27 protein-coding genes are annotated in these 26,686 nt (G+C 66.1%); 11 read left to right on the top strand and 16 right to left on the bottom strand.

All coding sequences use genetic code 11. The features are described from left to right. The first annotated feature begins 8 nt into the window (after window positions 1–8). From AWB80_RS05645 to AWB80_RS05665, 5 genes are all read left to right on the top strand, one after another. Window positions 9–1,358 (top strand): efflux RND transporter periplasmic adaptor subunit, encoded by a 1,350-nt coding sequence (locus tag AWB80_RS05645; RefSeq protein ID WP_061173677.1) that lies wholly within the window; start codon window positions 9–11, stop codon window positions 1,356–1,358. Then, the gene (locus AWB80_RS05650; protein WP_061173678.1) at window positions 1,358–3,451 is read left to right on the top strand and encodes a site-2 protease family protein; all 2,094 of its coding nucleotides are present in this window, start codon (window positions 1,358–1,360) and stop codon (window positions 3,449–3,451) included. Before AWB80_RS05645 ends, AWB80_RS05650 begins: the two co-directional genes overlap by 1 nt. Before the next feature lie 108 nt (window positions 3,452–3,559). Beyond that, on the top strand, window positions 3,560–4,855 hold the full coding sequence (locus AWB80_RS05655; protein WP_061173679.1) for a sugar efflux transporter: 1,296 nt from the start codon (window positions 3,560–3,562) through the stop codon (window positions 4,853–4,855). 44 nt (window positions 4,856–4,899) lie between these two features. Then, window positions 4,900–5,838, top strand: a complete 939-nt coding sequence (locus tag AWB80_RS05660) for a LysR substrate-binding domain-containing protein (RefSeq protein WP_061173680.1) — start codon at window positions 4,900–4,902, stop codon at window positions 5,836–5,838. An 85-nt stretch (window positions 5,839–5,923) separates the two neighbouring features. Then, the gene (locus AWB80_RS05665) at window positions 5,924–7,189 is read left to right on the top strand and encodes an MFS transporter (protein WP_061173681.1); all 1,266 of its coding nucleotides are present in this window, start codon (window positions 5,924–5,926) and stop codon (window positions 7,187–7,189) included. Window positions 7,190–7,197: 8 nt separating this feature from the next. Here AWB80_RS05665 and AWB80_RS05670 read toward each other — a convergent pair whose 3' ends face one another. The 8 genes from AWB80_RS05670 to AWB80_RS05705 form a co-directional block, all read right to left on the bottom strand. Beyond that, window positions 7,198–8,031, bottom strand: coding sequence for a serine hydrolase family protein (locus AWB80_RS05670; RefSeq protein ID WP_061173682.1), 834 nt, complete (start codon window positions 8,029–8,031; stop codon window positions 7,198–7,200). A gap of 117 nt (window positions 8,032–8,148) precedes the next feature. Continuing rightward, window positions 8,149–9,381, bottom strand: coding sequence for an MFS transporter (locus AWB80_RS05675; RefSeq protein ID WP_061173683.1), 1,233 nt, complete (start codon window positions 9,379–9,381; stop codon window positions 8,149–8,151). Continuing rightward, window positions 9,378–10,580, bottom strand: a complete 1,203-nt coding sequence (locus tag AWB80_RS05680) for a YbfB/YjiJ family MFS transporter (protein WP_061173684.1) — start codon at window positions 10,578–10,580, stop codon at window positions 9,378–9,380. Before AWB80_RS05680 ends, AWB80_RS05675 begins: the two co-directional genes overlap by 4 nt. Before the next feature lie 108 nt (window positions 10,581–10,688). Then, complete coding sequence (locus tag AWB80_RS05685; RefSeq protein ID WP_061173685.1) at window positions 10,689–11,612, bottom strand: LysR family transcriptional regulator; 924 nt, start codon at window positions 11,610–11,612, stop codon at window positions 10,689–10,691. A gap of 70 nt (window positions 11,613–11,682) precedes the next feature. Continuing rightward, complete coding sequence (locus AWB80_RS05690; RefSeq protein WP_061173686.1) at window positions 11,683–12,099, bottom strand: organic hydroperoxide resistance protein; 417 nt, start codon at window positions 12,097–12,099, stop codon at window positions 11,683–11,685. Between the two features lie 36 nt (window positions 12,100–12,135). Next, window positions 12,136–12,408, bottom strand: coding sequence for a hypothetical protein (locus tag AWB80_RS05695; RefSeq protein WP_061173687.1), 273 nt, complete (start codon window positions 12,406–12,408; stop codon window positions 12,136–12,138). A gap of 41 nt (window positions 12,409–12,449) precedes the next feature. Next, window positions 12,450–12,668 carry a DUF4148 domain-containing protein gene (locus AWB80_RS05700; protein ID WP_087131012.1) on the bottom strand — a complete coding sequence of 73 codons (219 nt, stop codon included), beginning with the start codon at window positions 12,666–12,668 and terminating at the stop codon, window positions 12,450–12,452. Between the two features lie 212 nt (window positions 12,669–12,880). Continuing rightward, the gene (locus AWB80_RS05705; protein WP_061173688.1) at window positions 12,881–13,408 is read right to left on the bottom strand and encodes a thioredoxin family protein; all 528 of its coding nucleotides are present in this window, start codon (window positions 13,406–13,408) and stop codon (window positions 12,881–12,883) included. Between the two features lie 238 nt (window positions 13,409–13,646). Between AWB80_RS05705 and AWB80_RS44325 the strand changes: the two genes are divergently transcribed. The 4 genes from AWB80_RS44325 (at window position 13,647) to AWB80_RS05725 (ending at window position 18,125) form a co-directional block, all read left to right on the top strand. Beyond that, complete coding sequence (locus AWB80_RS44325; RefSeq protein ID WP_167390430.1) at window positions 13,647–13,790, top strand: hypothetical protein; 144 nt, start codon at window positions 13,647–13,649, stop codon at window positions 13,788–13,790. Continuing rightward, window positions 13,777–14,520, top strand: coding sequence for a response regulator (locus AWB80_RS05710; protein WP_061173689.1), 744 nt, complete (start codon window positions 13,777–13,779; stop codon window positions 14,518–14,520). The genes AWB80_RS44325 and AWB80_RS05710 overlap by 14 nt, the downstream gene beginning before the upstream one ends. Beyond that, window positions 14,517–15,845: a sensor histidine kinase gene (locus AWB80_RS05715; RefSeq protein ID WP_061173690.1), complete on the top strand. Its 1,329-nt coding sequence runs from the start codon at window positions 14,517–14,519 to the stop codon at window positions 15,843–15,845. Before AWB80_RS05710 ends, AWB80_RS05715 begins: the two co-directional genes overlap by 4 nt. A gap of 279 nt (window positions 15,846–16,124) precedes the next feature. Next, complete coding sequence (locus AWB80_RS05725; protein ID WP_061173692.1) at window positions 16,125–18,125, top strand: glycoside hydrolase family 28 protein; 2,001 nt, start codon at window positions 16,125–16,127, stop codon at window positions 18,123–18,125. Here the strand turns inward: AWB80_RS05725 and AWB80_RS05730 are convergent, their stop codons facing one another. From AWB80_RS05730 to AWB80_RS05765, 8 genes are all read right to left on the bottom strand, one after another. Then, window positions 18,126–18,893, bottom strand: coding sequence for a glycosyltransferase family 2 protein (locus tag AWB80_RS05730; RefSeq protein WP_061173693.1), 768 nt, complete (start codon window positions 18,891–18,893; stop codon window positions 18,126–18,128). 122 nt (window positions 18,894–19,015) lie between these two features. Next, on the bottom strand, window positions 19,016–19,378 hold the full coding sequence (locus tag AWB80_RS05735; RefSeq protein ID WP_061173694.1) for a HepT-like ribonuclease domain-containing protein: 363 nt from the start codon (window positions 19,376–19,378) through the stop codon (window positions 19,016–19,018). Then, window positions 19,375–19,665 (bottom strand): nucleotidyltransferase family protein, encoded by a 291-nt coding sequence (locus AWB80_RS05740; protein ID WP_061173695.1) that lies wholly within the window; start codon window positions 19,663–19,665, stop codon window positions 19,375–19,377. The genes AWB80_RS05735 and AWB80_RS05740 overlap by 4 nt, the downstream gene beginning before the upstream one ends. Before the next feature lie 125 nt (window positions 19,666–19,790). Beyond that, window positions 19,791–20,600 carry a lysophospholipid acyltransferase family protein gene (locus tag AWB80_RS05745; protein WP_061173696.1) on the bottom strand — a complete coding sequence of 270 codons (810 nt, stop codon included), beginning with the start codon at window positions 20,598–20,600 and terminating at the stop codon, window positions 19,791–19,793. Next, window positions 20,593–21,420, bottom strand: coding sequence for a MipA/OmpV family protein (locus tag AWB80_RS05750; RefSeq protein WP_244206411.1), 828 nt, complete (start codon window positions 21,418–21,420; stop codon window positions 20,593–20,595). Before AWB80_RS05750 ends, AWB80_RS05745 begins: the two co-directional genes overlap by 8 nt. 41 nt (window positions 21,421–21,461) lie before the next feature. Further along, a complete protein-coding gene (locus AWB80_RS05755) occupies window positions 21,462–22,799 on the bottom strand; it encodes an NAD(P)/FAD-dependent oxidoreductase (RefSeq protein ID WP_244206412.1) in 1,338 nt (445 codons plus the stop codon). Window positions 22,800–22,810: 11 nt separating this feature from the next. Continuing rightward, window positions 22,811–23,527: a 3-oxoacyl-ACP reductase FabG gene (gene fabG, locus AWB80_RS05760; protein ID WP_061173698.1), complete on the bottom strand. Its 717-nt coding sequence runs from the start codon at window positions 23,525–23,527 to the stop codon at window positions 22,811–22,813. Between the two features lie 30 nt (window positions 23,528–23,557). Beyond that, window positions 23,558–23,818: a phosphopantetheine-binding protein gene (locus tag AWB80_RS05765; protein ID WP_061173699.1), complete on the bottom strand. Its 261-nt coding sequence runs from the start codon at window positions 23,816–23,818 to the stop codon at window positions 23,558–23,560. A gap of 455 nt (window positions 23,819–24,273) precedes the next feature. Between AWB80_RS05765 and AWB80_RS05770 the strand changes: the two genes are divergently transcribed. Both AWB80_RS05770 and AWB80_RS05775 read left to right on the top strand, forming a co-directional pair. After that, complete coding sequence (locus AWB80_RS05770) at window positions 24,274–24,927, top strand: COG4648 family protein (protein WP_061173700.1); 654 nt, start codon at window positions 24,274–24,276, stop codon at window positions 24,925–24,927. Between the two features lie 20 nt (window positions 24,928–24,947). Continuing rightward, a complete protein-coding gene (locus tag AWB80_RS05775; RefSeq protein ID WP_061173928.1) occupies window positions 24,948–26,639 on the top strand; it encodes an ApeI family dehydratase in 1,692 nt (563 codons plus the stop codon). Window positions 26,640–26,686: the final 47 nt, after the last annotated feature.

Below are 26,686 nucleotides of genomic sequence, written 5' to 3' on the forward strand. Positions count from 1 at the left end.
GAGCCGCGATGAACGAACCTTTCCCTCCCGCGCCGCTGCTGCTCTATCTGGACGCGCTGCGCGAACGCGCGATGGCGGCCGAATCCGTCGATGCGCTCGCGTTCACGATGGCCAACGATCTGCACGCGGTGCAGCCGTTTCGGCAGGCGCTCGTGTTCGCCGATCGCGGCAGGCATTGCGAACTCGTGTGCGCGTCCGGTCTCGCCTCGCCCGCCGAGGATTCGCCCTATCTCGTCTGGCTCGGACGCGCGAGCGCGTGGATCGCGGCGCAGCTCGCGAGCGACGAGCCGCAATGGTTCGCGCGCGACGCCGTCGATCCTCCGCCCGATATCGCCGATGGCTGGGCCGAATGGTGGCCGACGGGCGTCTGGTGCGTGCCGGTGCATGCGCCGAACGGCAAGCGGCTCGCGCTGCTTTTCGTGCTGCTCGACGATCCGCCGGCCGAAGCCTTCGCCGCCGTGTTGCGCGGCACGGTCAAGACCTGGGGTTACTGCTGGTGGTCGCTCACGCGGCGCAGCCTGCGCTTCGGCTGGCGGCCGTCGCGCCGGCAGGTGCTCGTCGCGTGCGCGGCCGCCGCGCTGCTGCTGTTCGTTCCGGTGCGCCAGACCGTGCTCGCGCCCGCCGAAATCGTCTCGGGCAGCGCGCGCATCATCAGCTCGCCGATCGACGGGGTCATCGCCTCGCTCGCCGTGCGGCCCAATCAGCGCGTGGATGCGGGCGCGCTGCTCTTCTCGCTCGACGAAACGTCGCTGAAAAGCCGTGTCGACGTGCTGCAAAGGCAGGTCGCCGTCGCGGATGCCGAGCTGACCGCCGCCAGCCAGCGCGCCTTCGATAACGCGCAGAGCAAGAACGAGCTGACCGTGCTGAACGGCGTCGCGGAACAGCGCCGCGCGGAACTCGCCGCGGTGACGGCACAGTTGCAGCGCACGCGGGTCTTCGCGCCGGAAAACGGCGTGGCCGTGTTCAGCGATCCGAACGACTGGATCGGCAAGCCCGTCATCACCGGCGAGCGCATCCTGCAACTCGCCGATCCGGGCAAGCCCGCGATCCTCATCCATCTGGCCGTCGCGGACGCGATCGCGCTCGATCCCGGCGACGAGGTCACGCTCTATCTGACCGCATGGCCGCTCGCGCCATTGCACGGCCGCATCGTCGAGACGAGTTACGAAGCGAAGGCGACCGAGGATGACATCGTCGCGTACCGGCTGCTCGCGAGCGTCGATGACGACGCAAACGAGCGCGAGCATGCGCGGCTCGGCCTGCACGGCACCGCGAAGCTGTACGGCCGGCCGGTGAGCCTCGCGTACTACCTGCTGCGCCGGCCGCTCGCCGCGCTGCGCGCGTGGTCGGGACTGTGATGAACATCGATCCCGACGCGCCCTCGCCCTCCCTGCGCGAAGACCTGCGCCTCTCGGAAGCATCGCCTGGAAGGAATGGCGAGCCTGCGTGGGTGATTCAGGACATCGTCGTCAACCGGTTCTATCGCATCGGCTGGCTGGAGTTCGAATGTCTGCTGCGCTGGGACAGGCCGCCCGCGCAGATCTGCAGCGAGATCGAGCAGGAGACCGCGCTCAAGCCGGTGATCGAACAGGTGATCGCGTTCCGCGCATTTCTCGAACGGCACGGACTGCTGAAGCCGACACCCGACACGCTCGCCCGTCTGCGATGCGCCCAGCGCGCGCAATGGTTCACGTGGCGCTGGTGGCTGCATCACTATCTGTTCTTCCGCATTCCGCTGGTGCGCCCGCAGCGCTTTCTCGCGTGGCTCGCGAAGCGCCTCGACTGGCTCTTCACGCCGGCTACGCCGATCATCGTCGTGATCGCGAGCGTCGTCGGGATCGTGCTCGTGCTTCAGCAATGGGACGTGTTCACGAAGGCGGTGGTCGAGTCCTTCTCCGTCGAAGGCATGCTGAGTTTCGCGCTGGCGCTCATCGTCGCCAAGACGCTGCACGAGCTGGCGCATGCGATCGTCGCCACGCGCCTCGGGCTGAAGGTCGCGCATATGGGCATCGCCTTCGTCGTGCTCTGGCCGATGCTCTACACCGACACCGGCGAAAGCTGGAAGTTGAAGCGCGCCCGGCAACGGCTCGCGATCGCGTCGGCGGGCATTCTGTGCGAACTGTCGCTCGCGGGCCTCTCGACGCTGTGCTGGGCGCTGAGCGATCCGGGCCCGCTGCGCAACGCGTTCCTCTATCTCGCGACGACCAGTTGGGTGCTCTCGCTCGCGCTCAACGCGAGCCCGTTCATGCGCTTCGACGGGTACTTCATCCTGTCGGATCTGCTGGACTTTCCGAACCTGCACGTGCGGGCGTCCGCGCTCGCGCGCGTGAGTCTGCGACGCGCGATTCTCGGTCTCGACGATCCGTGGCCCGAACCGTTCGGCGTCATGCAACGGCGTCTGCTGGTCGCGTTCGAGTTCGTGACCTGGCTTTATCGGTTCGTGCTGTTTCTCGGCATTGCGGTTACGGTGTATCTGTTCTTCTTCAAGCTGCTCGGCATCATGCTGTTCGCGGTCGAAGTGAGCTGGTTCATCGTGCTGCCGGTGTGGCGCGAGCTTGGGTTTTGGTGGGCGAATCGGCGGCGCGTGGCGCGTGGGCGGCGGATCGTCTTCGGTGTGCTGGTCGCCGGCGCGCTCGGCTTGCTCGCGGTGCCCTGGCGTACGCAAATCCATGCGGACGGCGTCGCGCGCGCGGAGCGCGTGCTGCGCGTGTTCGTGCCGTTTCCCGCGCGCATCCAGACGATTCGGCCCGCTGGCCCGGTCCATCCTGACGCCACGCTGATGGAGATGGACGAGCCCGACATCGCCGGACGAATGCGCCGCAGCGAAGCCGGCATTCGCGGCTACGAAGGACGGCTCGCGGGTCTCATCGCCGACGCAAATGGCCTCGATCAGCAGACCTCGGTGCGCGAGCGCCTGCGCGTGCAGGTCGAGGAAGCCGTCGCGGCGCATTCGGAGATCGCCCGCCTGAGCCTGCGCGCGCCGTTCGCGGGCCTCTGGACCGACGTCGATCCGCAATGGCGCGCCGGGCAATGGATCAATCCGAAGGTGCCGGTGGGCGTGCTGATCGATCCGCGCAGCTGGCAGGTCGACGCGTTCGTCAGACAGGACGAGGTTCAGCGCATCGCCGTCGGCGACGGGGCGCGCTTCTATCCGGTCGGACAGGTTGCGCCGATCGCCGGGCGCGTGCTCGCCATCGACACCACGCGCGTGCGGCAGCTCGATCACCCGATGCTCGCATCGCGCTACAAGGGGCCGCTTGCGGTGTCGTCGGAGCGTGGTGCGCTGGTTCCCAACCCGGCGCTGTTCCATGTGCTCGTCGGGCTCGATGCGCCGCCCGTCAATATGTGGGAAACGCGCGGGCAGTTGCAGATCGACGGTGCGCGCCGAAGTCTGCTGGTCGAAGGCGGCACGCATGTGCTCGGCGCGCTGATTCGTCAGAGCGGGTTTTGATGCGGCTCCTCCCGAGGACGCTGGCGCGCGCCGCTACAATCGCGTGATGTTTGCAACCGAGCCCGCCCCGCTCATCCCGACTCGCCCCCGAGCCGCCCCCACGCCCCAATGAACACGCGCCTGCTCAGTCTCACCCGGATTCCCTTCTTTCTGCCGCTGTCCGCTGCGACACTGATGCTCGGCATCGCGATGTCCTTCACCGCGCCGTATCTGTCGCTGTTCAGCGTCGAACAGGCCGACATGAGCCCATTGCGCCTCGGCGTCTTCATGACGTTGATCGCCGCGAGCGGCGTGGTCGCGAGTGCCTTCGCCGGCAAGTGGTCCGACAAACACGGTCATCATCGCGGACTCCTGCTCGCGGCGCTCGTTGCGTCGTCGCTCGGATTCCTGCTGCTTTGCCTCGTGCGCGACTATGCCGCGCTGGTCGCAATCGGCGTCGTGTTTCTGGGCGCGGGCGGCTCCGCCATGTCGCTCGTGTTTTCCTTCGCGCGCGCCGCGCTACCCGTCGATGACGAAGCCGAACGCGCCCTCGCCCTCGCGACGCTCAGAACCGTCCTCTCGATGGCGTGGGTATTCGGGCCTTCCGTCGGCGCGCTGGTCCTGGCCGCCGCCGGCTTCTACGGACTGTTTCTGTTCGCGGCGGCCTGTTTCGTCGCGTGCGGCGGCATCGTCTGGCGCATGCACGAGTCCCCCAGGGGCGACCCGCACAGCGCGCCCGCGCACTACGCCGGCGATCCGACATCACCGCTCGAAGTGACCGCGCCCGACACCGAAGAACTCGTGCCGCCGCACGCCGGCGCGCCGCACACGCGCGCGGAGATCACGCGCGCCACCATCGCGATGACATTGATCGGGCTCGCCGCGAGCGCGACCATGATCGTTCTGCCGCTGTACGTCGTGCACGGCATGCACGGCTCGCGCATCGACGTGTCCGTCATGCTCGGGCTCGGCGCGCTCCTCGAAATTCCGATGATGCTGGCGCTCGGCGCGCGCGGCTCGCATCTGAACAAGCAGCGCTGGCTCGCGTCGGGCGCGGTCGTGCACACGATCTATTTCGTCGCGGTCGCGGCGGCGTCGAACGTCGGTTTCCTGATTCCGATGCAGGCCTTCAACGCTTTCGTCGTCTCGGTGATCTCGTGCCTCGGCATGACGTACATGCAGGACCTCATGCCGCGCAGCCCCGGCTCGGCCACGGCCCTGTTCTTCAACGCGTCGCGCGTCGGCTCGATTCTTTCCGGGGTGTTGTCCGGCGCCCTCGTGGCCGCGCTCGGTTATCGCGGCACGTTTCTGGTCTGCGGCGGCATCGCGCTGGGCGCGGCGGTGCTGTTCGTCAATCCTCCGTTCCGGCTCATCGCCCGGCGTATTTGGGACGGATGGAAAGCATGGCGGCAGCCGGCCCGCTGATGGCAAACTAGCCGCACCTACGCCGCCAATCCGCGCACGCCAACATGCCCCAGCGCCTTCCGCCTCTCAACGCGCTCCGTCTTTTCGAAGCCGCCGCGCGCCACCGCAGCTTCAAGCTCGCCGCAGCCGAACTCAATGTGACGCCGGGCGCGGTGAGCCACGGCATCAGCGCGCTGGAAGAGATGCTCGGCGTCGAGCTGTTCGTGCGCGAACCGCGCGGGCTGTCGCTGAGCCCCGCCGGCGAACACTATCTGCCGTATATCGCCGAGGCGTTCTCGCTCATCGCCATCGGCACGCAGACGCTGCCGGACAAGCGCAAGCGCCGCTCGATCTCCATCACCTGCGCGCCGACGCTCGCCGCGCGCTGGCTCGTCCCACGCCTCGCCGATTTCCGCGCGCGCTGGCCCAACATCGACGTCAGTGTGGACACCTCGCGCCGTCAGGCAGGCTTTCCCGTCGATGGCTTCGATTTCGGCCTGCGCCTGAGCCGCGGACCGGTGAACGGCGCATCGTGGCAGCGTCTGTTCGGCGAGCGGCTCGTGCCGGTCTGCAACCCGGACTATCGCGCGGGGCTGACCAACGCTGACGGCGGCGTCGATCTCACGCGCGCAGCGCTCATTCATGTCGATACGGCCAGCCAGGACTGGCAGGCATGGATCGACGGCGCGGGTCTCGATGCTCTCGATGCTCTCGATGCTCTCGATCTCCACGGCGGCCTGCGCTTCGATACCGTGCAACTCGCCTTCGATGCCGCCGCGGCCGGGCTCGGTGTCGCGATCGGCCGGCGTCCGCTCGTCGATCGCGAACTGGCGGCGGGCACGCTCGTCGCCGCGTCACCGACGAGCGTCGAGACGCAGACCGCGTACTGGCTCTGCGAGACGCCGCAAGCGAGCGCGCGAGCGGATCTCGTCGCGTTCCGCAACTGGCTGATCGAACAGGCGGCCGGGTTTGTCGAAAGCGCAGACCGCGCACGTCGCGGTTGAACTGGGCTCAACCGTCCACGAAAACTTTTCGTTTGCCAGCACGGGCGTTCGGCTGCGAGGATGGCCGCAAGGAGGATTGCCAGCCATGTCGTCCCTGTCGACCACCACGAGCACGAACCGCGCAACGACGTGGGCGCTCATCGGCGCCGCTGCGCTGATCCTGAGCGCAGCCATGGGCGTGCGCCAGACTTTCGGGCTCTTCATCGGGCCGTTTTCCTTTGATCGCGGCATGCCCGTCACGCTGATCGCCTTCGCGATCGCGCTGCACAATCTCGTGTGGGGTTTCGCGCAGCCGTTCGCCGGCGCCGCCGCCGACCGCTATGGCGCCGCGCCCATCGTCGCGACGGGCGCGGCCACCTTCGCCGCCGGACTCGCGCTCGCCGCCGCCGCGACCTCGGGCTGGATGCTCGTGCTCGGGCTGGGCGTGCTGGTTGGCATCGGCATCAGTTGCACGAGCTTCGGCGTCGTGCTCGCGACGGTCGGACGTGTCGCGTCGCCGCAAACGCGCAGTGTCGCGATGGGTCTCGCCAGCGCGGGCGGCTCGCTCGGACAAGTACTGATGGTGCCGTTCGCGCAGGAAGTGCGCGTGCATGCGGGCGTGGCGGCGTCGCTCTACGCCCTCGCCTTCGTGCTGCTGCTCGCCGCGCCGCTCGGCATCGTGCTCGATCGCGCGAGCCGTGCGCGCAAGACAGCGGCATCGGCATCGCACGAACAGCACGCGCAACCCGCCACGATGCCGCTGCGCGAAACGCTCGCGTATGCGTCGCGGCATCGCGGCTATCGGCTGCTGACGCTTGGGTTTTTCACCTGCGGTTTCCAGCTTGCGTTCATCGCGACGCATCTGCCGGGCTATCTGATGCTGTGCCACATGCCGGTCGGGCTGGGCGCGACGGCGCTCGCGCTGATCGGCCTGTTCAACATGATCGGCAGTTGGGGATGCGGCTGGCTCGGCGGACGCTGGCGGCAGCATCACGTGCTCGCGTGGCTCTATCTGATTCGCGGCGGCACGATCGCCCTCTTCGTGCTGCTGCCGACGACCAGCGTTTCCGTCGTCGTCTTCGCCGCCGTGATGGGGCTGACGTGGCTCGGCACGGTGCCGCTCACCAACGGTCTGATCGCGAAGGTATTCGGCACGCGCCATCTCGGCACGCTGTTCGGCGTCGTGTTTCTGAGTCACCAGCTTGGTTCGTTTCTCGGCGCGTGGCTCGGCGGCTATGTGTTCGACACGACGGGTTCGTACTCGCTGATCTGGGGCGCGACGGCGGTGGCCGGGCTCGTGGCGGCCTTGCTGCATTTTCCGATCGATGACCGGCCCGTTGCCGATGCATCGATCGCTGGCGCGCGTGCCTGATGACGCTGCTAGCGGTGATGCACTTGCCGCCGCAACAACCAGCTACGCAGATTCGCCGCGTCCTGAAAGTGCCCATGCGCATTCGGCGCGCCGAGAATGACGAACAGCGTCGGATGACCCTTCACTTGCGCGACGACGATGAGGCAATGCCCCGCCTCGTTCGTGAATCCCGTCTTCTGCAAGCCGACGCGCCATGACGCGCGATACACCAGCGGATCGGTATTCCGATACATCAGCGGCCCGTCTCCGCCGAGCACGAGCTTCTGGTGCGAGGTCGCGAAGTCACGGATCGCCGGATAACGATACGCGGCGCGCGCGAGCTTCGTGAGATCGCGCGCGCTCGACACGTTGCGCGGCGAAAGCCCGGTCGGATCGACGAAATGGCTGCGGTTCATGTGCAGTCGCTTCGCGGTGTGATTCATCGCACGCACGAAGCCCGCGCGTCCGCCTGGATAGTCGCGGCTCAACGCGAACGCCGCGCGATTCTCCGATGACATCAGCGCGATATGCAGCATCGTCTTGCGCAACAGGAGGGAACCGACAGGCAGACGCGAGCGCGACCACTTGAGCCGATCGACGTCGGCGTCGGTGATGCGCGCGGGCTTGAGCAGCGAACGCTTCGAGTCGAGCACGACCATCGCGGTGAGCAACTTGGTGAGCGATGCGATTGGCAGGCGCGCGTCGGCGTGCTTCGCATAGAGCGTGCGCCCGGTCGTCAGATCGACGGCGATCGCGGCACGCGCCTGCACGACGGGTTTGGTCGCCACGCGCTTCGCGTGCGCGATGAGCGGCACGAGGCTCGCGAAGACGAAAACGATGAAGACGAGATGGAATTTGAGCATGACGCGGTCAGATGCGCGTCATCGAAACGAGTGTCGGTGGCATCAGCGGCAACGGGCAAAAGAGTCCGCTACCGTAAGTTCCAAGTCTTAAGTGAAACTTAAACCACGTGCGACCTCTCACCGACGCCGCGCCCAGAACGCCAGCCCCGCACACGCAATCAGCAGGCTGCCCGTGGCGAAGAACACCGAGTGCAGCCCTAACCACACGCCGATCTGTCCGCCGATCACCGGCCCGACGACTTGGCCGCTGAACTGCGCCGATTGCAGATAACCCAGCATCGTGCCGCTGCTGCGTTCATCGACGGCACTACGCGCGAGCTTCGAAATGGCGGGCAATAAACCGGCGAGCGTCATCCCCATCACGACGCGCAACGCCGCAAGCTGCCACCACTGATGCACGAACGCCTGCGGAATCATCGCGATGCCGGTCAGCACGAGACATCCGACGATCACGTTCCAGCTCCCGATGCGATCCGCCAGCGCGCCGAGCCGCGCCGCCGTCAGCATGCTGCCGAGCGCGGAGCATGCCATCACGACGCCCGCGATGCGCGCCACGCGATCGGCCGTCACGCCCAGACTGCCGATATACACCGTGATGATCGGTTCGATCGACATGTTCGCGAGCAGCACCATCATCGCGGTTGCGAGCAGCGCGGCGACCACGACATAGTTCGTGCGATGCGCATGCGTAGACGCCGTGTGCGCCGCGCGCTTCTTCGCATCGGCCGGATGAAAGTCTTCCTTCACGAGGAGGATCGTCGCGAGCGCGGCCACCGCGATCATCCCCGCGCCCGCGAAAAACGTCCCGCGAATGCCGATCAACCCCGGCAACAGCCCGCCGATCAGCGGCCCGGCGAGATTGCCCGCGAGCGCGCCCGTCGACAAAATGCCGAGCGCCCATCCTGCCCGCTCGCGCGGCGCCTGCGTGCCGATCATCACCGTCGATGCCGACGCGTAACCGCCGACCAGCCCCGCAATCAGACGCAACGCAACCAGCTGATGCACCGAATGCGCAACCCCGATCAGCGACATCACGACCGCCATGCCGACCGCCGCACGCACGAGCATCGGCTTGCGGCCGTAGCGATCCGCGAGCCGTCCCCACAGCGGCGCGGTGACGGCGGTGCCGAGAAACGTCGCGCTGAACGCGACACCCGACCATTCGATCACCGCCCGCTGCGATTCCACGCCGAGTTGCCGCACATACAGCGGCAGAAACGGCAGCAGCATGCTCAGACTCACGAGCGTCGTGAACGAACCGAATACGCACACGACGAGATTGCGCCGCCAGTATTGCTCGTTACGTTCGGCGTAACCGAGCGGCATCGCCCCTTGAATGACATGGCTCATTTCGACCTCAACGCAGCAAACAGATCGACGGTCAAGGCAACCGCAAGCGCGCCCGCGCCGATCCCGAACAACAGCCGGTAGTCCCCGCCGCTGCTCGAAAACAGGAACGACATCCCATACGCCGCGAGTGCCTGCAGCACGGCGAAGCCCGTGGTCGCGTTGCTCCACGCGCCCTTCTGCGCGGCGGGATGATGCGCGAGCAGTTCATTCACGCGTCCCAGCACGAGCGGCACGATACCCGGCGTGAACGCGCCGACCAGCACGCTCGACACCATCAGCAGCGAAGTATTCGACGTGACCGCGGGAATCGCGACGGCGATCAGTTGCAGCAGATACGCGACGCGCAACGCAGGCCCGAATCCCGCGCGATCGGCAAGATGACCGGCAAGCAACGGACCGGCAATCGCTCCGAGGCCATACAGCACCCAGTACTGCGCGCCGGCATCGACGCCCTTGCCGAGACCGCGCGCGACGAAATCGACGAGAAAGATCATGTGCGGCACGAGACCGACCGCATTGAGCGCGTACTCGACGAACAGCGCGCGCAACGCGGGCGGCGACGGCGCTTTTGCGTGCCTGGGTTCATTCACATGCGCCGATGCGGGCGCATCCTGCGACGGCCAGCCGTTCCACGCGACGACAGTCAGCAACAGCGACACTATCGCGAGCCCGAGCCACGTCTCGGTCAGCCCGTGCCGAAGCAGCAGCGGCACGATCGTCCCCGACGCCGCAATGCCGAGCCCGATGCCCGTGAAGATCGCGCCGCTCGCGAAGCCGCGACGCGACGGCGCGACATGCGCGATGATCGTCGGCGCGGCGAGCACCATCAGCGCGCCGCCGGAAATCCCCGACAGAAACCGCCACACGAAGAACCAGAGAAACGAGACGGGAAACGCGCACGCGATGAACGCGACGGTGGCGAGCACCATCATCGCGCGCAGGACCGTCGCGGCGCGTGCGTGGCGCGCGAGCACGCCGGCCGCAAGCGCGCCCGCGAGATAACCGCCGAGATTGGCCGCGCCGAGATAAGCCGCCGTCGACGCCGGGAACCAGTGCGCGCCGATGATCGCCGGCAACAGCGGCGTATAGGCGAACCGCGCCAGCCCGATGCCGACCAGACTCGCGCTCGCGCCGGCGAGCACGCCGCGCCAGACCTGGAACGAGCCGCGCTCCGATTGATTGAAGACTGCGTATCGCATACTGCCTCCACGACTGCATCGGGCACGCACGCGCGCCCTTCGATGAAGGCCAGTCTATATTCGATCGATTCAAGAGAGAATCGACGAGAATAGGAAGATAATCTTCCGCTATGCGGTTGAATCAATCTGCAACTGCTTGAAATGACGCCGCAGACGCGGCGTGGCGAAATCGACGAAAGCGCGCACCTTCGGCACCGAAAGCCGTCCATGCGGCGTCAGCAGATGCACCGGCAAGGGCGCGTGCTCGCTGTCCGGCAGCACGATCTGGAGCGTCCTGTCCTTCACTTCCCTCGCGACGTGATACGAAAATAGCCGCGTGAGCCCGTGCCCATCGACGGCGGATGCCACCGCCGCCCGCACCGTATTCACGATCAGGCGTGGCGTGAACTGCACGACTTGCGGAATCGTCGAGCCGGTGGACGTCGGAAAGCTCCAAGAATCGAGGCCGAAGTGCGTCATCGAAATGATCTGATGCTGCGCGAGATCGGCGGGCTGCGCGATGCGCGGATGCGTCGAAAGATAGCGCGGCGACGCGGCCACGACGCGCCGCACTTCACCCACGGGAATCGCGATCAGCGTCGAGTCCGACAGATGCGCGATGCGCAGCGCAACATCGATGCCTTCATCGATCAGGCTCACGGGCCGGTCGAGCATTTGCAGGCGCACGGAAACGGCGGGAAAGCGCGCGATGAAGTCATCGAGCATCGGGCGCAGGAAGTCTTCGCCCGCGGCGACCGGCGCGGTGATAGTCAGAAGTCCGCGCGGCGCGGACCGTTCGTGCGCGATCAGCAGATCGGCTTCTTCGAGATCGGTGAGAATGCGGCGGCACGCGACGGCATAACGCTCGCCCGCTTCGGACAGTTTGATCGTGCGCGTCGTGCGATGGAGCAAAGCGGTGCCGGTGTGCTCCTCCAGAAACGCGATCGCGCGGCTCACGGCTGCGGGCGAGCGGCCGAGCCGCCGCCCCGCGCCCGCCAGACTGCCTTCGTCCAGCGTGGCGATGAACACCTTCATCGCGTCGATTCGGTCCATGTCGGCTCGGTGCTTCGCTTGATCGATGAAGCGCCAAGTCTACCGGAGCGAATCGCGCGGATGAACGGCGTCACACGACCGTGATCGTCACGTCGATGTTGTTTTTCAGCGCCTTCGAGTACGGGCAAGTCTGATGCGCCAGGTTCGCGATTTCGTCAGCCACCGCGCGCTCGATGCCCGGCAGGCTCACGTTCAGGCGCGCGCGCAGCAGATACGCTTCGCCTGCCGTGCCGAGGTCCACTTCCGCATCGACGGCGGTTTCGGCGGGCAGACGCGTCTTGAGTTTCGCGGCGGCCTTGCCCATCGCGCCGATGAAACATGCGGACCAGCCGGCGGCCAGCATCTGCTCGGGATTGGTGCCCGCGCCGGTCGATCCGGGCGGCGACAGCTTGACGTCGAGACGGCCATCGGTGCTTTTCGCGAAGCCTTCACGGCCTCCGACGACGCGGGTTTTGCCGGTGTACAGGACGGTATCGATCTGGGTCATGATGAATTCCTCGTGTGGTTTCGAAAGTGGATGCGTTCAGTGATGCGCGAAGAGCGTGGCGACGTCGTTCGTGGTCGCGCCGCGCGCGCCCGATTGCGAGAACGTGTCGCCCATGCCGCCGTATGCCTGCGTCTGCGCGCCGCCGTTTTCATTGGCGATGGTCTGCGCGCTGACGCCGCGTTGCGATGCCGGCGCGCCCGCGAGCGGGTCGTAGTGCGGCGCGGGACCATAGCCGCTGCTGGCGAATGCGGAACCGGCTGCGACGGCGCTGACGGCGATAACTGCGGCGGTGATGAATTGCTTGATCATGATTGGTCTCTCTTGTTTCAGTTGATTCGGTGAATGTCTGATTAGCTGCCTTGATACAGGCTGTGCAGCGCGGCGATCTGGCCATCGCGCTGGGCCTGCACCAGTTCCTGCTTTACTTCGGCGCGAGTCTTGCCGGCGTAGGCATGCTTCGCCACGGCCTGTTCGGTTTGCACGCTCATCGGGGTGTTCGTGACGGCGGCGTGAGCAACACCGGTCATGGCGCTGGCGACGAGAGCGAAAGCAACGAGGGTGGATTTCATGGTGTCTCTCCTTAACGGAACAAATGGATCAATCAGTCGGTTGAATGAGTTACGGCACCTGGGCTGCGCGGGTGTTCGTCTTGCGTTTCACTCGTGAGCCGTCGTTGTGTGTATTTGAAGCCGCGCAGGTATCTGGCTTGTGTCCGGAAAGCGGGTCCTGTGCAATGTTTTGTATCGGATGCAATGCAGATACATTGCGATACGAAACCCGCTTACTGCGCGGCCAGCAGCTTTTCGATCACGGCTTCGGTCTGCGCGTAATCGCCCTCGCCGACGTGCGTATAGGCCACGCGACCGTGCTTGTCGATCAGATAGAACGCGGGCCAGTATTGGTTGCCATACGCGGCCCAGGTGGCGTAGCGGTTGTCCTGCGCGACCGGATACGTAATGCCGAAACGCTCGATCGCGCGCTGCACGTTGTGCGTGTCCTGCTCGAACGGAAACTCGGGCGTATGCACGCCGACCACGACGAGCCCCTTGTCCGCGTACTTCCGATGCCACGACTTCACGGCCGGCAGCGTGTTGATGCAATTGCCGCACGCGAAGGTCCAGAAATCGACGAGCACGACCTTGCCGCGCAACTGCGCGAGCGTGAGCGGCTCGCTGTTGAGCCATGTGTCGATGCCGGCGAATTCCGGCGCAATGGTGTTATTGACGGGCGCGGCGGCGTGCGCGGGCGTGATGGCCGCGCAGGCGGCCAGTCCGGCGCACGCGGCTGCGTTCTTGATGGCGGCGAGCATGACGAAGTCCTCTGAATGCGGTAGAAAATCGGGGCGCGCGATAAAGTCATATCGCCCCGGCAGGCCGACGTTCGCATCGGCATGACCGCATTGGACTGCGCGCGCGTATCCCGCTTGTGTCGGGCAAAGCGCGCTGCGCAATGTTATGTATCGCGCGACATGCGGGATACACTGCGATACAAAACATCCGCTGAGACGCGCTATAACGCAGACATCGCGCAATCAGCGGGAGCTAAAAATGAAACGCATGCTGGCGGTCCTCGCCTTTCTCGTCGGCGGGATCGCGACTGAAATGGCCCATCCGGTTCAGTGTCTGCTGGTCAGCCCAAGCCGGGTGCAACTCAAGCGTCAACGACAACGATCCATCGATGGAAACCACTGATCACGTATTGATCGTCGACGACGATCGCGGCATTCGCGAACTGCTCGCCACCTACCTCGAAAAGAACGGCATGCGCGTGTCGCTCGCCGCGAACGGCCGGCAGATGCGCGCCGTGCTGGAACAGCAGGGCGCGCCGGATCTGATCGTGCTCGATCTGATGCTGCCCGGCGAAGACGGCCTCGTGCTGTGCCGCGAACTGCGCGCGGGCAAGTTCCGCGACGTGCCGGTGCTGATGCTCACCGCGCGCAACGAGGAAGCCGACCGCATTCTCGGCCTCGAAATGGGCGCCGACGATTACCTGCCGAAACCCTTCGCCGTGCGCGAATTGCTCGCGCGCATCCGCTCGGTGCTGCGCCGCACGCGCATGCTGCCGCCGGGCATGGAAGTGTCGGAATCAGCGGCGATGCTCGGCTTCGGCGACTGGCGGCTCGACACCACCGCGCGTCATCTGCTCGATGCCGAAGGCACGATGGTCGCGCTGTCCGGCGCGGAATACCGGCTGCTGCGCGTGTTTCTCGACAATGCGCAGCGCGTGCTGACGCGCGATCAATTGCTGAATCTGACGCAAGGACGTCAGGCCGACGCGTTCGACCGCTCCATCGACCTGCTTGTGTCGCGTCTGCGTCAGCGTCTGCGCGACACCGCCCGCGAGCCTCGCTACATCAAGACGCTGCGCAGCGAAGGCTACGTGTTCTCGGCCGATGTCAAACCGATCGAGTCTTCTCAATGAGCACGGTTTCGCCTGCTTCCCTGCTGCACTGGCCGCGCACGCTGTTCGCGCGGCTTGCGCTGATCCTCGTCGTCGGACTGGCGCTCGCGCAGACCTTCTCGTTCCTGCTGACGATGCGCGAACGCGACGATTCGATGACCAATGTGATGATGGGCTACGTCGAGCGCGAGGTCGCGAGCTCGGTCGCGCTGCTCGATCATCTGCCCGCCGATGAACGCGCGCAGTGGCTGCCGCGGCTCGCGCGGCGCAGCTACACGTTCATTCTCGGACCCGGCGAGACGGGCGCGCCGCTCGATGCCGCGCTGTCGGAGCGCTTCGCGCGCTCGATCGGCGAAGGCATCGGCAAGCGCTATCCGCTGACGGTCAATGCGGTGCCCGGCGACAAGGAACGTTTTCAGGTGCATTTGCGTCTGTCGGACGGCTCGCCGCTCACCATCGACATGCGTCCGATGGTCGGCACGCCGTTGTCCAGCTGGCTGCCGCTGGTGCTGGTGCTGCAACTGATCGTGCTCGGCGCGTGCTGCTGGCTTGCGGTGCGCCTGGCGACGGGCCCGCTCAAGAAGCTCGCCAGCGCCGCCGACACGCTCGGCCCCGATCTCAAGGCCGAGCGTCTGCCCGAGTCCGGGCCGGAAGAAGTCGCGCGCGCGGCGAAGGCGTTCAACGCGATGCAGGATCGCGTCTCGATGTACATGACCCAGCGCATGCAGATTCTCGCGGCGATCACGCACGACCTGCAGACGCCGATCACGCGCATGCGCCTGCGCGTCGACGTGATGGACGACGAGACCACCGGCGCGAAGCTCCAGCAGGACCTGAAGGAAATGGAATCGCTCGTGAAGGAAGGCGTGACCTACGCGCGCACGCTGCACGGCACGAACGAAGCGCCGCGCCGCATCGATCCGGATGCGCTGTTCGAAAGCATCGTCGACGATTATCTCGATGCGGGGCAGTCGGTGACCTTGCGCGGCGGCATCGGCGGCGCGCTGATGGCGCCTCCGCAGGCGTTGAAGCGGGTCGTGGGCAATCTCGTCGATAACGCGATCAAGTATGCCGGCGCGGCGGAAATCGAAGTCGCCACGCGCGACGATGGCCGCGCGGTGGTCGCCATCCTCGATCGCGGGCCGGGCATTCCGGATGAATCGCTGGAGGCGGTGTTCGAGCCGTTCGTGCGGCTCGAAGGCTCGCGCAACCGGCAGACCGGCGGCACCGGGCTGGGGCTTGCCATCGCGCGGCAACTCACGCTCGCGATGGACGCGTCGCTTACGCTGCATCATCGCCAGGGCGGCGGACTGGAAGCGCGACTGGTGCTAAAAAAGGCCGCTTAAAATACGATGTCCTATATCAAAGCGGCCTACACGTTTGCACTGGCTTGACGGGCGACAGCCAACTCCGCTAACGTTTGCTCCACGACGCGCGGTCCCACGCGCGCACCTGGACATTGCTGGAGACGCCATGCCCTTTCGCCCGATTGTTGTACGACATCGTTTCTTTGCTCAGCCGCCACGCTGACGCACACGCCTTTCTCTCTTCGAATCTCAGCCCGGACGCCGCCCCTGCGTCCATGCGCCCGCGCGCGCTCGAAATCCGCATCAAGGAGACATTCAATGAAGCAACCGAAACACACATCGGCGGTGCCGTCGCCCGCGCGTCGCATGTTCGTGAAATTCGCGGGCATCTCGGCGGGCGCTCCGCTATTGGGCGCGATGGGCTCCCTCGGCCTCGCCGGCTGCGGCGGACACGACGACTCCGGCTCCGGATCGACGCCGCCGCCCGCGCAAGACCCGATCTGGGGCTCGTCCGGCTCCGCGACGCAGATCGTGAACGCGCTGCAAGGCGTATCGACGTCGATGTTTCCGAGCCGCCAGTTCCTCGTCACCGATTACGGCGCGAAGCCTTGCGCGGTCGTCGCGGCGACGAATCCGTACACCGATCCGGCGAAATCGCCCCTGTCCACGGGCGCCGATCACACCAACGCGCCGGGCTCGTTCGACTCGCGCCCGGCCTTTCTCGCGGCCATCGCGGCATGCAGCGCGGCGGGCGGCGGACACGTCGTCGTGCCGGCGGGAACGTGGTATTGCGCGGGCCCGGTCGTGCTGCTGTCCAACGTCGACTTTCATCTCTCGGCGAACTGCACGATCTACTTCAGCCCGAATCCCGCCGACTACGCGAAGGACGGCCCGATCGATTGCGGCCCGAACGGCAAGCTCTACTACAGCCGCTGGCAGGCGAACGACTGCCTCAACTACGGCCCGCCGGTCTATGCGCGCAACCAGACGAATATCGCGGTGACGGGCGAAGGCAATACCTCCGTGCTCAACGGCCAGGCGATGACGCCCTTCGCCGGCAGCGGCAACACCGCGACCTGCTGGTGGACGTGGAAGGGCAACACGGGCGTGTACGGCTGCGTGAATTCGTCGACGCCTTCGCAGGCATCGAGCAACGCGAAGAACGTGGATCTGAAAACCGCCGTGCCCGGCATCCCCGATACGCTCTACGCGAAGCTCACCGATCCCGCCACGCCCTGGCAGCAGGACCAGAACTATCTGCCGGCGCTGTCGGAAGCGGGCGTCGCGATCGAGAAGCGCATCTTCGGCATCGGCCATTATCTGCGGCCGTGCATGGTGGAGTTCATCGGCTGCACGAACGTGCTGATGGAAAGCTATCGCACCAACAACACGCCGTTCTGGCAGCACCATCCGACCGATTGCCAGAACGTCGTGATGCGCAGCGTGACGGTGGACAGCATCGGTCCGAACAACGACGGCTTCGATCCCGACGCCTGCGACATGGTCCTGTGCGAGAACGTCACGTTCAACACCGGCGACGACTGCATCGCGATCAAATCGGGCAAGGATCTCGATACGCAATACGGTCCGGCGCAGAACCACGTCATCCAGAACTGCACGATGAACAGCGGCCACGGCGGCATCACGCTCGGCAGCGAAATGGGCGGCGGCGTGCAGAAGATCTACGCGCGCAACCTGCAGATGCTGAATCAGTTCTGGGCGACGAATTCACTGAACATCGCGATTCGCATCAAGACGAACATGAATCGCGGCGGCTTCGTGAAGGATTTCTACGTGGACAACGTGACGCTGCCCAACGGCGTCAGCCTCACGCCTTCCGGTTACGGCAGCAGCCTGATCGCGGGCAGCCCGATCAACGCGACCGTGCCGCTCGGCGTGGCGACGGCGACGGCGGCGAATCCATCGGCGGCGCAGGGCGGCATCATCACCTTCGATTGCGATTATCAGCCGTCGAAGGACGCGATCCGCACGCGGCCCGCGCTCGTGCAGAACGTGAACATCTCGAACGTGAAGGCGAGCAACGTGTCGCTCAACGGCGTGACCGGATCGTGTTTTCAGGCGATCGTCGCGCAAGGCCCGGTCGCGTTCGACTACAACGGCCCCGCGCCGACGCCCACGATTCCGGCGATCACCGGCGTCACCATCACGGATTGCGATTTCGGCACGCCGGTCGCGGCGGGTCCGGCCACGGCGGCGACGCCCGGTCCGATCTACGCGTACAACGTGCACGATATCGTGCTGAAGAACACCGTGATCGCAGGCGTGACGATGAACTCGACGGTCAGCGATCCGCGTTGATCATCGTCCGGTCAGGCGTCTCGCGATGAGCATCGGCACACGCAGCACGAAGCCGAGAAAAAGCCGCGTGTGCATCCACGTCAGCAGCGCGTTGTCGCGGCCGTAGCGGAAATGCGAGACGCCGCCCTCTTCCGGCGTGAAGTAGCGCACGGGCGCGTCGAGATTGATCGGGCGCACGCCGCGCCAGCACAGGCGCACCACCGCTTCGGGATCGAAGTCGAAGCGGCGCATCCACGTCTGTGTGCGCATGAGCGCGGCGAGCGGCGCGATTGGATAGACGCGAAAGCCGTACAGCGAATCGCCGATGCCCATCCACAGCGTCTCCAGATTCGCCCAGCCGTTCGAGATGCGCCGGCCCTGGACGCGCAACTGCGGCGCGCTGGCGTCGAACTTCGGGCGGCCGAGGATCATCGCGTCGGGCGCGTTCATCGACGTTTGCATGAACGTGGGGATCAGCGCGGCGGGATGCTGGCCGTCGGAGTCCATCGTGAGTGCGTGCGTGAAGCCGAGTTTCGTGGCTTCGTCGAGGCCCGCGAGAATTGCCGCGCCTTTGCCGCGGTTCTCGGGCAGCACGAGCACGCGCAGGCCTGGATCGGCTTCGGCCAGCTTCGTGAGGCGTTCGGCGCTGCCGTCCGTGCTGCCATCGACGACGACCCATACCGGGTTCCACTGCTCGCGCGCGCCGCGCACGGTTTCGTCCACTTTCTCGCCGGGGTTGTAGCTCGGGATGAGGACGAGATGGGTGGACGATGCGCTTGTCGAAGGCATTGAGAAAGGCGGGAAGCGGAAGTGGTAAGACGAATTTTAACGGCTGTGGACGTCGGTGCCGGAAGGCGTCTTCGTCGCCCAATTCCTCGCAAATCGATTGAACGCTGCAATCGGTGGCCGCGTCATGACGATTCGTTCGCGGCGTTGCGAACAGCGGGTAGTTGTCTCAACAGATCCGGCAGCGCGGTCTGTACCGTTTCCCACACCACGTCGAGATTGATGTCGAAGTAGCCGTGCGCGATGCGGTTGCGCATACCACGCATGCCGCGCCAAGGGACCTGCGCGTGTGCCTGAATGAAGTCGGCGTAGCCGTCCATCACTTTCGTCGCCGCCTCACCGATGATGATGAGGCTCATGATGACGGCCTGCTGGGTGCGTTTGTCTTCCAGGAATTCGGCTTTGGCCATCCCACCCACGAAGGCGCACGCATCCGTCGCGGCCTGCTGCATGTGGTCGAGGTAATCGGGCAGGCGGTTCTCGCTCATACCGGCTGCGCCTCCGCGAGCACCTTGGCGCGGAATTTCGGTGGCAGGTCAGCCGGGGTCAACAGATCGACGTGGATTCCGAGCAGCGATTCCAGTTCGTCTTGCAGCCCACCCAGATCGAACAGCGTCGCGCCGGGCAGCGCATCGACGAGCAGATCGAGATCGCTGCCGTCCTGGTCGGTGCCGCGAAGCACCGAACCGAACACACGCGGATTCGCCACGCGAAAGCGGCTTGCCGCCTCGCGGATGGCGCTTCGCTTGAGGTCAAGTGCGAGTGAGGGTCGCATGGGCAGCGTTCGTTATCGAAACTCGTTGGATCAGCATGGGATCGAGAATAGCATTCCAGGAACCACTTTCGAGCATTCCAACGGCTCGCAAACGCGAAGCACGCAACGCGCTTGCCCGGGCGCTCTCAATCCCGCACCCGATGCCCATCCAGCTCCCCCGCATAAAACCGCTGCAATTCGCCGATGAACACCTGCAACGCGGCATGATCGCGTTCCGGCGGCGCGAAGCGTCGGCCTAGCGTCACGCGATAAGTAATCGGCAACGCGGGCTTCCTGAAAATCTGCCAGCCCTTGCCCAGAAACCCCGAATCCGTCTCGATGATGAGCGTCTGCACCGGCACCTGCGCGCGCGCCGCAATCAGTGCGATGCCGCCCTTCAGCGGATTCACCGACGCATGCTCCGTGCGCGTGCCCTCGGGAAACAGCAGCAGCGGCGAGCCGCGCTGCAATTCGGCGACGGCCGCGCGGATCAGCCCGACGGACGTATCGTTGACGATATAACCCGCGAGCAGCGCGCCCGGCCCGAGAAACACATTGCCGGCGAGATCGCCCTTCATCACGCAGCAGGTGTCGGGCACGCGCGACGCGATCAGAAGCGCGTCGAGCAGGCACGGATGATTCGGCGCGAGGATCATCGCGGGCTGTCCGGCGAGTGAGTCGAGCGCCGAGAGATCGAAGCGGCACGCGCCGAGCGCACGCAGCAGCACGAAATAGCCGTGCCACACGCGCTGCACGACCGCGCGCCCGACGCGCCGCCCCGCTTCGACGGACAGCGCGCGCCGTAAAGTCAGCGCGAACGGAAACCACGCGAGGCACACGAGCGCGAGCACGACGAGCGCGAAGTAGAACGCCACGCATTGCCACGCGGATTCAAGCGCCCCGGCGAACGACAGCTTCTCGCCCGCGCCGCCGATTTTCCGATGCGCGTCACTCATCGCTCGCCACCGTTTTCGACGATTGCCCGAACACCCACGCGAGCGCCACGCCGCCCGAGAGCACGCTCTTTCGCCGCACCAGCGGGCTGTCGGCGAAGCTCGCGCCCGCGAGATTCGCATAGCGCATGAACGCGCCGACCCAGTATCGGCTGAAGCGCCGCGACATCGAGACGAGCGCCTGCGTGCCCGCGTAGCCGCCGCTCGCCTGGAACGCGGAGCGGCCGGGCGTCGCGTATTGCGGCGCGACGGTGTAGAAGTGGTCGCTGTACTTGCCGTCGGCGAACATCGGACCGGCGAACATGCCGACGCGCAGCCCCGACACGCCCGCGACATCGACCAGATCCAGATTCACGTTCGGCTCGAACTGCCAGCCGATCGTCTTCGGCGACGACTCCAGCGTGATCCCCATTCGCACCGGCAAACGCAGATCGAGCAGCATGTCGCGCGAAGGCGAGCGCCACAGATGCACTTCCATCGACGGGCCGATTTCGATCGTCGGCTTGAGGTCGGGCATGCCGGCGCGCGCGTTGTCGTCGTGGCTCGAAACGGGCAGCGAGCCGAGCACGCTGATATTGAAGTCGACGCGGTCGGTGCTGAGCAACTGGCCGCGCACGCCGTCGCGGTCGGCGCGCAGGAACTTGCCGCGATAGACCACGTAGGGAAACGGGAACACCCACGCGCGCGTCTGGTTCGAGCCGGGATAATGCGGAAACGCCGCCACGCCCATGCCGACGCCCAGTTCCCACAGCGGTTTCTCGGGCGGCGGCACCTCATTGGCCAGATCCGCGGCGCACGCCGCACCGCTTGCGGCAAGCAGCATCAGGGACGCGAGGCGTAGCGGACGAAATCCCGGCATCGTGATCAATTGGCCGACAGCTCCGCGCGTTCCGCGTCGCTCAGGTTGCGGCGACGCTGGCGGTACGCTCGCAGCGAATTGCGCCAGTCGAGCGCCGCCGCGATGTAATAGATGCCCTTGAACGCGCGCAGCGAATGCCAGATCGGCGTGGTGCCGAAGATATCGCCCGCGAGCAGCGACAGCAGCGCTTCCTTCATGCGCAGCGGGTTCTTCGGGCCCATGAAGAGATTGCGCATCGTCGGCGACGTCATGCGATAGATGAACCACGAGAACTCGCGCGGGCCATGACGCACGTCGCGATCGAACTTCGCGAGCGCGGCTCGCGCGCGGGCGGGATGGGCAAGCGCCGTGTCGATCGCTTCCGCGCCCGCGAACGCGCTTTGCATCGCGAGCATCACGCCGGACGAGAACACCGGATCGATGAACGCGAAAGCGTCGCCGAGCAGCAGGAAGTTGCGGCCGTGCGTCATGTCGCCGGTGTACGAATAGTTGCCCGTCGCGTGGACTTCGCTGATCAGTTCGGCATCGTTCAGACGCTCAGCGAGCGGCGCGCACAGCGCGATGGTGTCGCGAAAGTACGCTTCCACCGAGGTGCCCTTCGGACGCCGCTTCAGATACGCGGGCCACACGACCGCGCCGATGCTCGTCGCGCCGTCCGCGAGCGGGATGAACCAGAACCAGCCGTGCTCGAACCAGAACACGGTGATGTTGCCTTCGTTCTCGCCCGCGTTGCGCCGCGCATTGCGGAAGTGGCCGTACAGCGCCGAAGAGTTGTGACGCTCGTTGCGCCGCTTCGTTTTGAAATGATTCGCGAGCAGCGTATCGCGCCCGGATGCATCGACGACGAAACGCGCGCGCACTTGCTCGATGCGGCCATCGTCGTGCTCGGCGCCGATCGTCGCGCTGGAGCCGTCCGGCGCGAACACGACGTCGCGCGCGCGGCAGGCTTCGCTCACGTGCGCGCCGTGTTTCGACGCGTTGCGCAGCAGAATCTCGTCGAGTTCGGAGCGGCGCACCTGATACGCGCTCGGCATCGATTTGTCCCACGCATCGGCGAACAGGAAGCGCTGCGTGCGATCGCCGTGCTGCGGCGACACGAACTCGGCCGCGAGTTTGACCATGCCGATCGCGCGCACTTCATCGGCGACGCCGAGCCGCTCGAAGAGCCGCAGATTCGCCGGCAACAGCGATTCGCCGATATGAAAGCGCGGATGCCGCGCCTTCTCCAGCACCCGCACGCGATAGCCGCGGTCCGCGAGCAGCGTCGCCGCCGTCGAACCGGCGGGACCGCCGCCGATCACGACGACGTCCCAGTCCTGCTGCATTTGCAGCGCTTTAACCATTGCGTTCCTCTTCAGGCGATTCCGCCGTTGATCGACAAAACCTGTCCGGTGACATAAGCCGCCGCATCCGACACCAGATACGCGACCATGCCCGCGATTTCGTCCGCCGTGCCCGCGCGCTGCGCCGGCACCAGTTGTTTGATGCGCTCGGGCGGGAACGCGTTGCCGAGCATCGGCGAATCGATGACGCCGGGCGCCACCGCATTCACCGTGATGCCGCGCGAGGCGAGTTCCTGCGCGAGCGCGCGCGTCGCGCCGATCAGCCCCGCCTTCGCCGCCGCGTAGTTCACCTGGCCGCGATTGCCCATCAGACCCGACAGCGATGACATATTCACGATGCGTCCCCAGCGCGTGCGGATCATCGGCATCAGAAGCGGCTGGGTGACGTTGAAAAAACCGTCGAGCGTGACGTCGAGCACGCGTTTCCATTGCTGGCGCGTCATGCCGGCCATCGGCGCGTCGTCGTGGATGCCCGCGTTGTTCACGAGAATCTGTACCGGGCCGTCCGCCAGAATGCGCGTGAGCGCGGTTTCGGTGGCGTCGGCGTCGGTTACGTCGAAGGTGATTGCATGCGCCGTGCCGCCCGCCGTACGAATGTCTTTCACGCAGCTTTCAGCGCGCTCGATGCCGCCGTGCGCGTGAATCCAGACTTCGTGTCCGGCCGCCGCCAGCGAGCGGCTGATGGCTTGTCCGATCGCGCCGCTGCCGCCTGTCACGAGCGCGCGCATGGCGTGGCTCCCGTCATCGATTGCATGTGTTTATCGCGTGCGGTGTGCGGCGACGTGTGCCGCGAGCGCGCCGAGGTTCGCGAAGATCTTCTGATTGTCCGGATTGTCCGAGCGCAGCTCGAAGCCGTATTTCTTCGAGATCAGAAGCGCGATCTCCAGGATGTCGATGGAATCGAGCCCGAATCCTTCTTCATACAACCGCGTGTCGGCCGAGACGGCCTTGGGATCGACGTCCTCGAGGTTCAATTCGGTGACGATCAGCTCCGCGAGCTCTCTTTCCAGTTCGTTCATCGTGTGTACAGACCAGCGCAAAAACGCGCGGCGAGGGCCGCTCGGAACACGTGCGCCCCGCGCTTTCCGCACGCTGCCGGCTGCCTGTTATCGAGATAATTGCAGTGGCGAAATTCTAGACGAAGCCCCTTGGGACGCCTAGTAGTAAAGGTAACCGGCCGTACCGCTCTCAGCAGCACGATATTTCTGAGAAAAATCAGCGGTTTCGCCCTCTGGCAGGGGGGCCGCGACAGTAGGGTAAAATCGGCCGGTCTGACGAATGTAAGATCATCGAACAATCGGTTACAGACCGGGCCCGCACCCGCGCGGGAAAATACTCGTCAGGCAGGCGACTGCCGGGTTTTTGTTCAACTACCGAGCGTTCATGAAGAACGCCGCAGCCGCATTCCCATGTTGCGTACCTTTTTCCTTCGACTTTTTCTTCCGGCCGCATTTTTGGCGCCGGGAGCGTGCCGATGAGCCCCGTCCGCATCCTTCGCGCGGCGGGCGTCGTCGGCGTGATCGTCGCGTATCAGCTTGCCGCGCACCATGCCGCGTCCACGCCGGACGCGCACGGGCTGGGGCTCGCGCTCGTCCTCGCGCCGCTCCTGCTCATCGCGCTGAACGGCGCCGCGCGCGCGTCGGCGCGGGCCTGGCTGCTGCCGCTCTGGGCGCTCGCCTGCGCCGCCTTGTGGTTCGGGCGCGCGCCGCTCACCGCGCATTTCGGCTGGGGTTTGTGGCTCGAACACGCGAGCTTCAATCTCGCGCTCGCGTGGATGTTCGGCCGCACGCTCGTTCACGGCCGCGAGCCACTCTGCACCCAGTTTGCGACGATGGTCCACGGCAAGCTCGAAGCGCGCGTCGTGCGTTATACGCGGCGCGTGACGCTCGCGTGGACGCTCTTCTTCGTCGCGACCGCGCTCGTGTCGAGCGTGCTGTTCGCCTGCGCGTCGATCGTCGCGTGGTCCACGTTCGCCAACTATCTCGCGCTGCCGCTCGTCGGGCTGATGTTCGTCGCCGAGTACGCGTGCCGCCGCATCGCGCTGCCGGACATGGAGCCGTCGAGCATCATGGACGCCATTCGCGCCTACACGCATTCGATGCAGATGCGTCGCAGCGGGGCGCAGTGATGCCGTCGAATTCATCGCCCATGCAAACCTTTCCGCTGGTTTTTCACGCGTCGCCGGATCAGACGATCGCCTGGCGCGACGGCGCGCCCGTCAGCGTGCGCGAATTTCTCGCCGATGTCCGCACGCTCGCCGATGCGCTGCCCGAAGGCGGCCACGTGTTCAACGTCTGCACGGACCGCTATCGCTTCACGGTGAGCCTGTGCGCGACGCTCGTCGCGGGCAAGACGAGCCTGTTGCCGTCGACGCACACGCCGGAAATGGTGCGCGCCCTCGCCTCGTTCGCGCCCGACGCGTTCTGCCTGCACGACAACGACGACTGCGCGATCGATCTGCCGCGCTTCCGCTATCCGGAGAGCGCCGCGTCCCGAGGCGACGATGAAGCGGCCGTGCCGCACATCGACGGTGCGCGCGTCGCGGCTTACGTGTTCACGTCCGGTTCGACGGGCGTGCCGGTGCCGCATCGCAAGACGTGGGGTTTTCTGGTGAAGAACGTGCGCGCGGCGGCGGCGCGTCTCGGCCTGCTGGGCGTTGCACGCGCGACGCTCATCGGCACCGTGCCGCCGCAGCACATGTACGGCTTCGAATCGACGGTGCTGCTGGCGCTGCTCGGCGGTCTCGCGTTCAGCAACCGCCAGCCGTTCTATCCCGTCGATATCCGCGCGGAACTCGATGCCGTGCCCGAGCCGCGCGTGCTCGTGAGTTCGCCGATCCACCTGCGCGCGCTGTTCGCGAACGAGGATGCGTTGCCGCGCGCATCGCTGGTGTTGTCGGCGACCGCGCCGCTTTCGGAAAAGCTCGCGCTCGACGCCGAGACGCGCCTCGACGCGCCGCTGATGGAAATCTACGGCAGCACCGAAACCGGCCAGATCGCGACGCGCCGCACCGCGCGCACCGCCGCGTGGGAGCTGTTTCCGGACATCGCGCTGACGCCGCGCGCCGACGATGCCAACGATAGCGGCGGGCAAACCATGTGGGCCTCGGGCGGCCACGTCGAAGTGCCGGTGCCGATGGGCGACGCGCTCGAACTCATCGACGATACGCATTTCCTGCTGCACGGCCGCAAGGCGGATCTGATCAATATCGCGGGCAAGCGCACGTCGCTCGCGTATCTGAATCATCAGTTGAACGCGGTGCCGGGGGTCGTCGATGGCGTGTTCTACATGCCCGATGAAATCCGCGACGGCGCCGACAGCGAACCCGTGCGCCGCCTGATGGCGCTCGTCGTCGCGCCGGAACTCGCGGCGGCGGATTTGCAGCGCGCATTGCGCGAGCGCATCGACGCCGCGTTCATGCCGCGTCCGCTGCTGTTCGTCGATGCGCTGCCGCGCAACGCCACCGGCAAGCTGCCGCGCGAAGTGCTGACGCAACTGATCGAACAGGAGCGCACGCGCCGCGCGGCGCTGCGCTTCACGGTGCCGCCGGAACATCCCGCGCTCGCCGGCCATTTTCCCGCCCGACCGATCGTGCCGGGCGTCGTGCTGCTCGATCACGCGCTCGATGCGATCGGCTCCGCGCTCGGACAGCGCCTCGATGCGTGCCGAATCGAATCCGCTAAATTCCTGAGTCCGGCCGAGCCGGGCGAGCCGCTCGATATCGCCTTCGAGACGGCAGCGAGCGGCGCGATCCGCTTCACGATCCGCGCGGGCGCGCGTGCGGTGGCGAGCGGCGCGCTCGCCGCGCCTTCCACGTCGACGGATATGCACGCATCGTGAACAAGCCGCGCAATCGCGACGACTGGGCCGACCGCCAGGAACGCAGC

Origin of the sequence: Caballeronia pedi, assembly GCF_001544915.2 — a bacterium.
Classification (GTDB): Bacteria; Pseudomonadota; Gammaproteobacteria; order Burkholderiales; family Burkholderiaceae; genus Caballeronia; species Caballeronia pedi.

Excerpts from the sequence above, each read along its gene's own strand:
- AWB80_RS05645 (WP_061173677.1), top strand. The coding sequence starts at position 9 with ATGAACGAACCTTTCCCTCCCGCGCCGCTGCTGCTCTATCTGGACGCG.
- AWB80_RS05650 (WP_061173678.1), top strand. The coding sequence starts at position 1,358 with ATGAACATCGATCCCGACGCGCCCTCGCCCTCCCTGCGCGAAGACCTG.
- AWB80_RS05655 (WP_061173679.1), top strand. The coding sequence starts at position 3,560 with ATGAACACGCGCCTGCTCAGTCTCACCCGGATTCCCTTCTTTCTGCCG.
- AWB80_RS05660 (WP_061173680.1), top strand. The coding sequence starts at position 4,900 with ATGCCCCAGCGCCTTCCGCCTCTCAACGCGCTCCGTCTTTTCGAAGCC.
- AWB80_RS05665 (WP_061173681.1), top strand. The coding sequence starts at position 5,924 with ATGTCGTCCCTGTCGACCACCACGAGCACGAACCGCGCAACGACGTGG.
- AWB80_RS05670 (WP_061173682.1), bottom strand. The coding sequence starts at position 8,031 with ATGCTCAAATTCCATCTCGTCTTCATCGTTTTCGTCTTCGCGAGCCTC.
- AWB80_RS05675 (WP_061173683.1), bottom strand. The coding sequence starts at position 9,381 with ATGAGCCATGTCATTCAAGGGGCGATGCCGCTCGGTTACGCCGAACGT.
- AWB80_RS05680 (WP_061173684.1), bottom strand. The coding sequence starts at position 10,580 with ATGCGATACGCAGTCTTCAATCAATCGGAGCGCGGCTCGTTCCAGGTC.
- AWB80_RS05685 (WP_061173685.1), bottom strand. The coding sequence starts at position 11,612 with ATGGACCGAATCGACGCGATGAAGGTGTTCATCGCCACGCTGGACGAA.
- AWB80_RS05690 (WP_061173686.1), bottom strand. The coding sequence starts at position 12,099 with ATGACCCAGATCGATACCGTCCTGTACACCGGCAAAACCCGCGTCGTC.
- AWB80_RS05695 (WP_061173687.1), bottom strand. The coding sequence starts at position 12,408 with ATGATCAAGCAATTCATCACCGCCGCAGTTATCGCCGTCAGCGCCGTC.
- AWB80_RS05700 (WP_087131012.1), bottom strand. The coding sequence starts at position 12,668 with ATGAAATCCACCCTCGTTGCTTTCGCTCTCGTCGCCAGCGCCATGACC.
- AWB80_RS05705 (WP_061173688.1), bottom strand. The coding sequence starts at position 13,408 with ATGCTCGCCGCCATCAAGAACGCAGCCGCGTGCGCCGGACTGGCCGCC.
- AWB80_RS44325 (WP_167390430.1), top strand. The coding sequence starts at position 13,647 with ATGAAACGCATGCTGGCGGTCCTCGCCTTTCTCGTCGGCGGGATCGCG.
- AWB80_RS05710 (WP_061173689.1), top strand. The coding sequence starts at position 13,777 with ATGGAAACCACTGATCACGTATTGATCGTCGACGACGATCGCGGCATT.
- AWB80_RS05715 (WP_061173690.1), top strand. The coding sequence starts at position 14,517 with ATGAGCACGGTTTCGCCTGCTTCCCTGCTGCACTGGCCGCGCACGCTG.
- AWB80_RS05725 (WP_061173692.1), top strand. The coding sequence starts at position 16,125 with ATGAAGCAACCGAAACACACATCGGCGGTGCCGTCGCCCGCGCGTCGC.
- AWB80_RS05730 (WP_061173693.1), bottom strand. The coding sequence starts at position 18,893 with ATGCCTTCGACAAGCGCATCGTCCACCCATCTCGTCCTCATCCCGAGC.
- AWB80_RS05735 (WP_061173694.1), bottom strand. The coding sequence starts at position 19,378 with ATGAGCGAGAACCGCCTGCCCGATTACCTCGACCACATGCAGCAGGCC.
- AWB80_RS05740 (WP_061173695.1), bottom strand. The coding sequence starts at position 19,665 with ATGCGACCCTCACTCGCACTTGACCTCAAGCGAAGCGCCATCCGCGAG.
- AWB80_RS05745 (WP_061173696.1), bottom strand. The coding sequence starts at position 20,600 with ATGAGTGACGCGCATCGGAAAATCGGCGGCGCGGGCGAGAAGCTGTCG.
- AWB80_RS05750 (WP_244206411.1), bottom strand. The coding sequence starts at position 21,420 with ATGCTGCTTGCCGCAAGCGGTGCGGCGTGCGCCGCGGATCTGGCCAAT.
- AWB80_RS05755 (WP_244206412.1), bottom strand. The coding sequence starts at position 22,799 with ATGGTTAAAGCGCTGCAAATGCAGCAGGACTGGGACGTCGTCGTGATC.
- fabG (WP_061173698.1), bottom strand. The coding sequence starts at position 23,527 with ATGCGCGCGCTCGTGACAGGCGGCAGCGGCGCGATCGGACAAGCCATC.
- AWB80_RS05765 (WP_061173699.1), bottom strand. The coding sequence starts at position 23,818 with ATGAACGAACTGGAAAGAGAGCTCGCGGAGCTGATCGTCACCGAATTG.
- AWB80_RS05770 (WP_061173700.1), top strand. The coding sequence starts at position 24,274 with ATGAGCCCCGTCCGCATCCTTCGCGCGGCGGGCGTCGTCGGCGTGATC.
- AWB80_RS05775 (WP_061173928.1), top strand. The coding sequence starts at position 24,948 with ATGCAAACCTTTCCGCTGGTTTTTCACGCGTCGCCGGATCAGACGATC.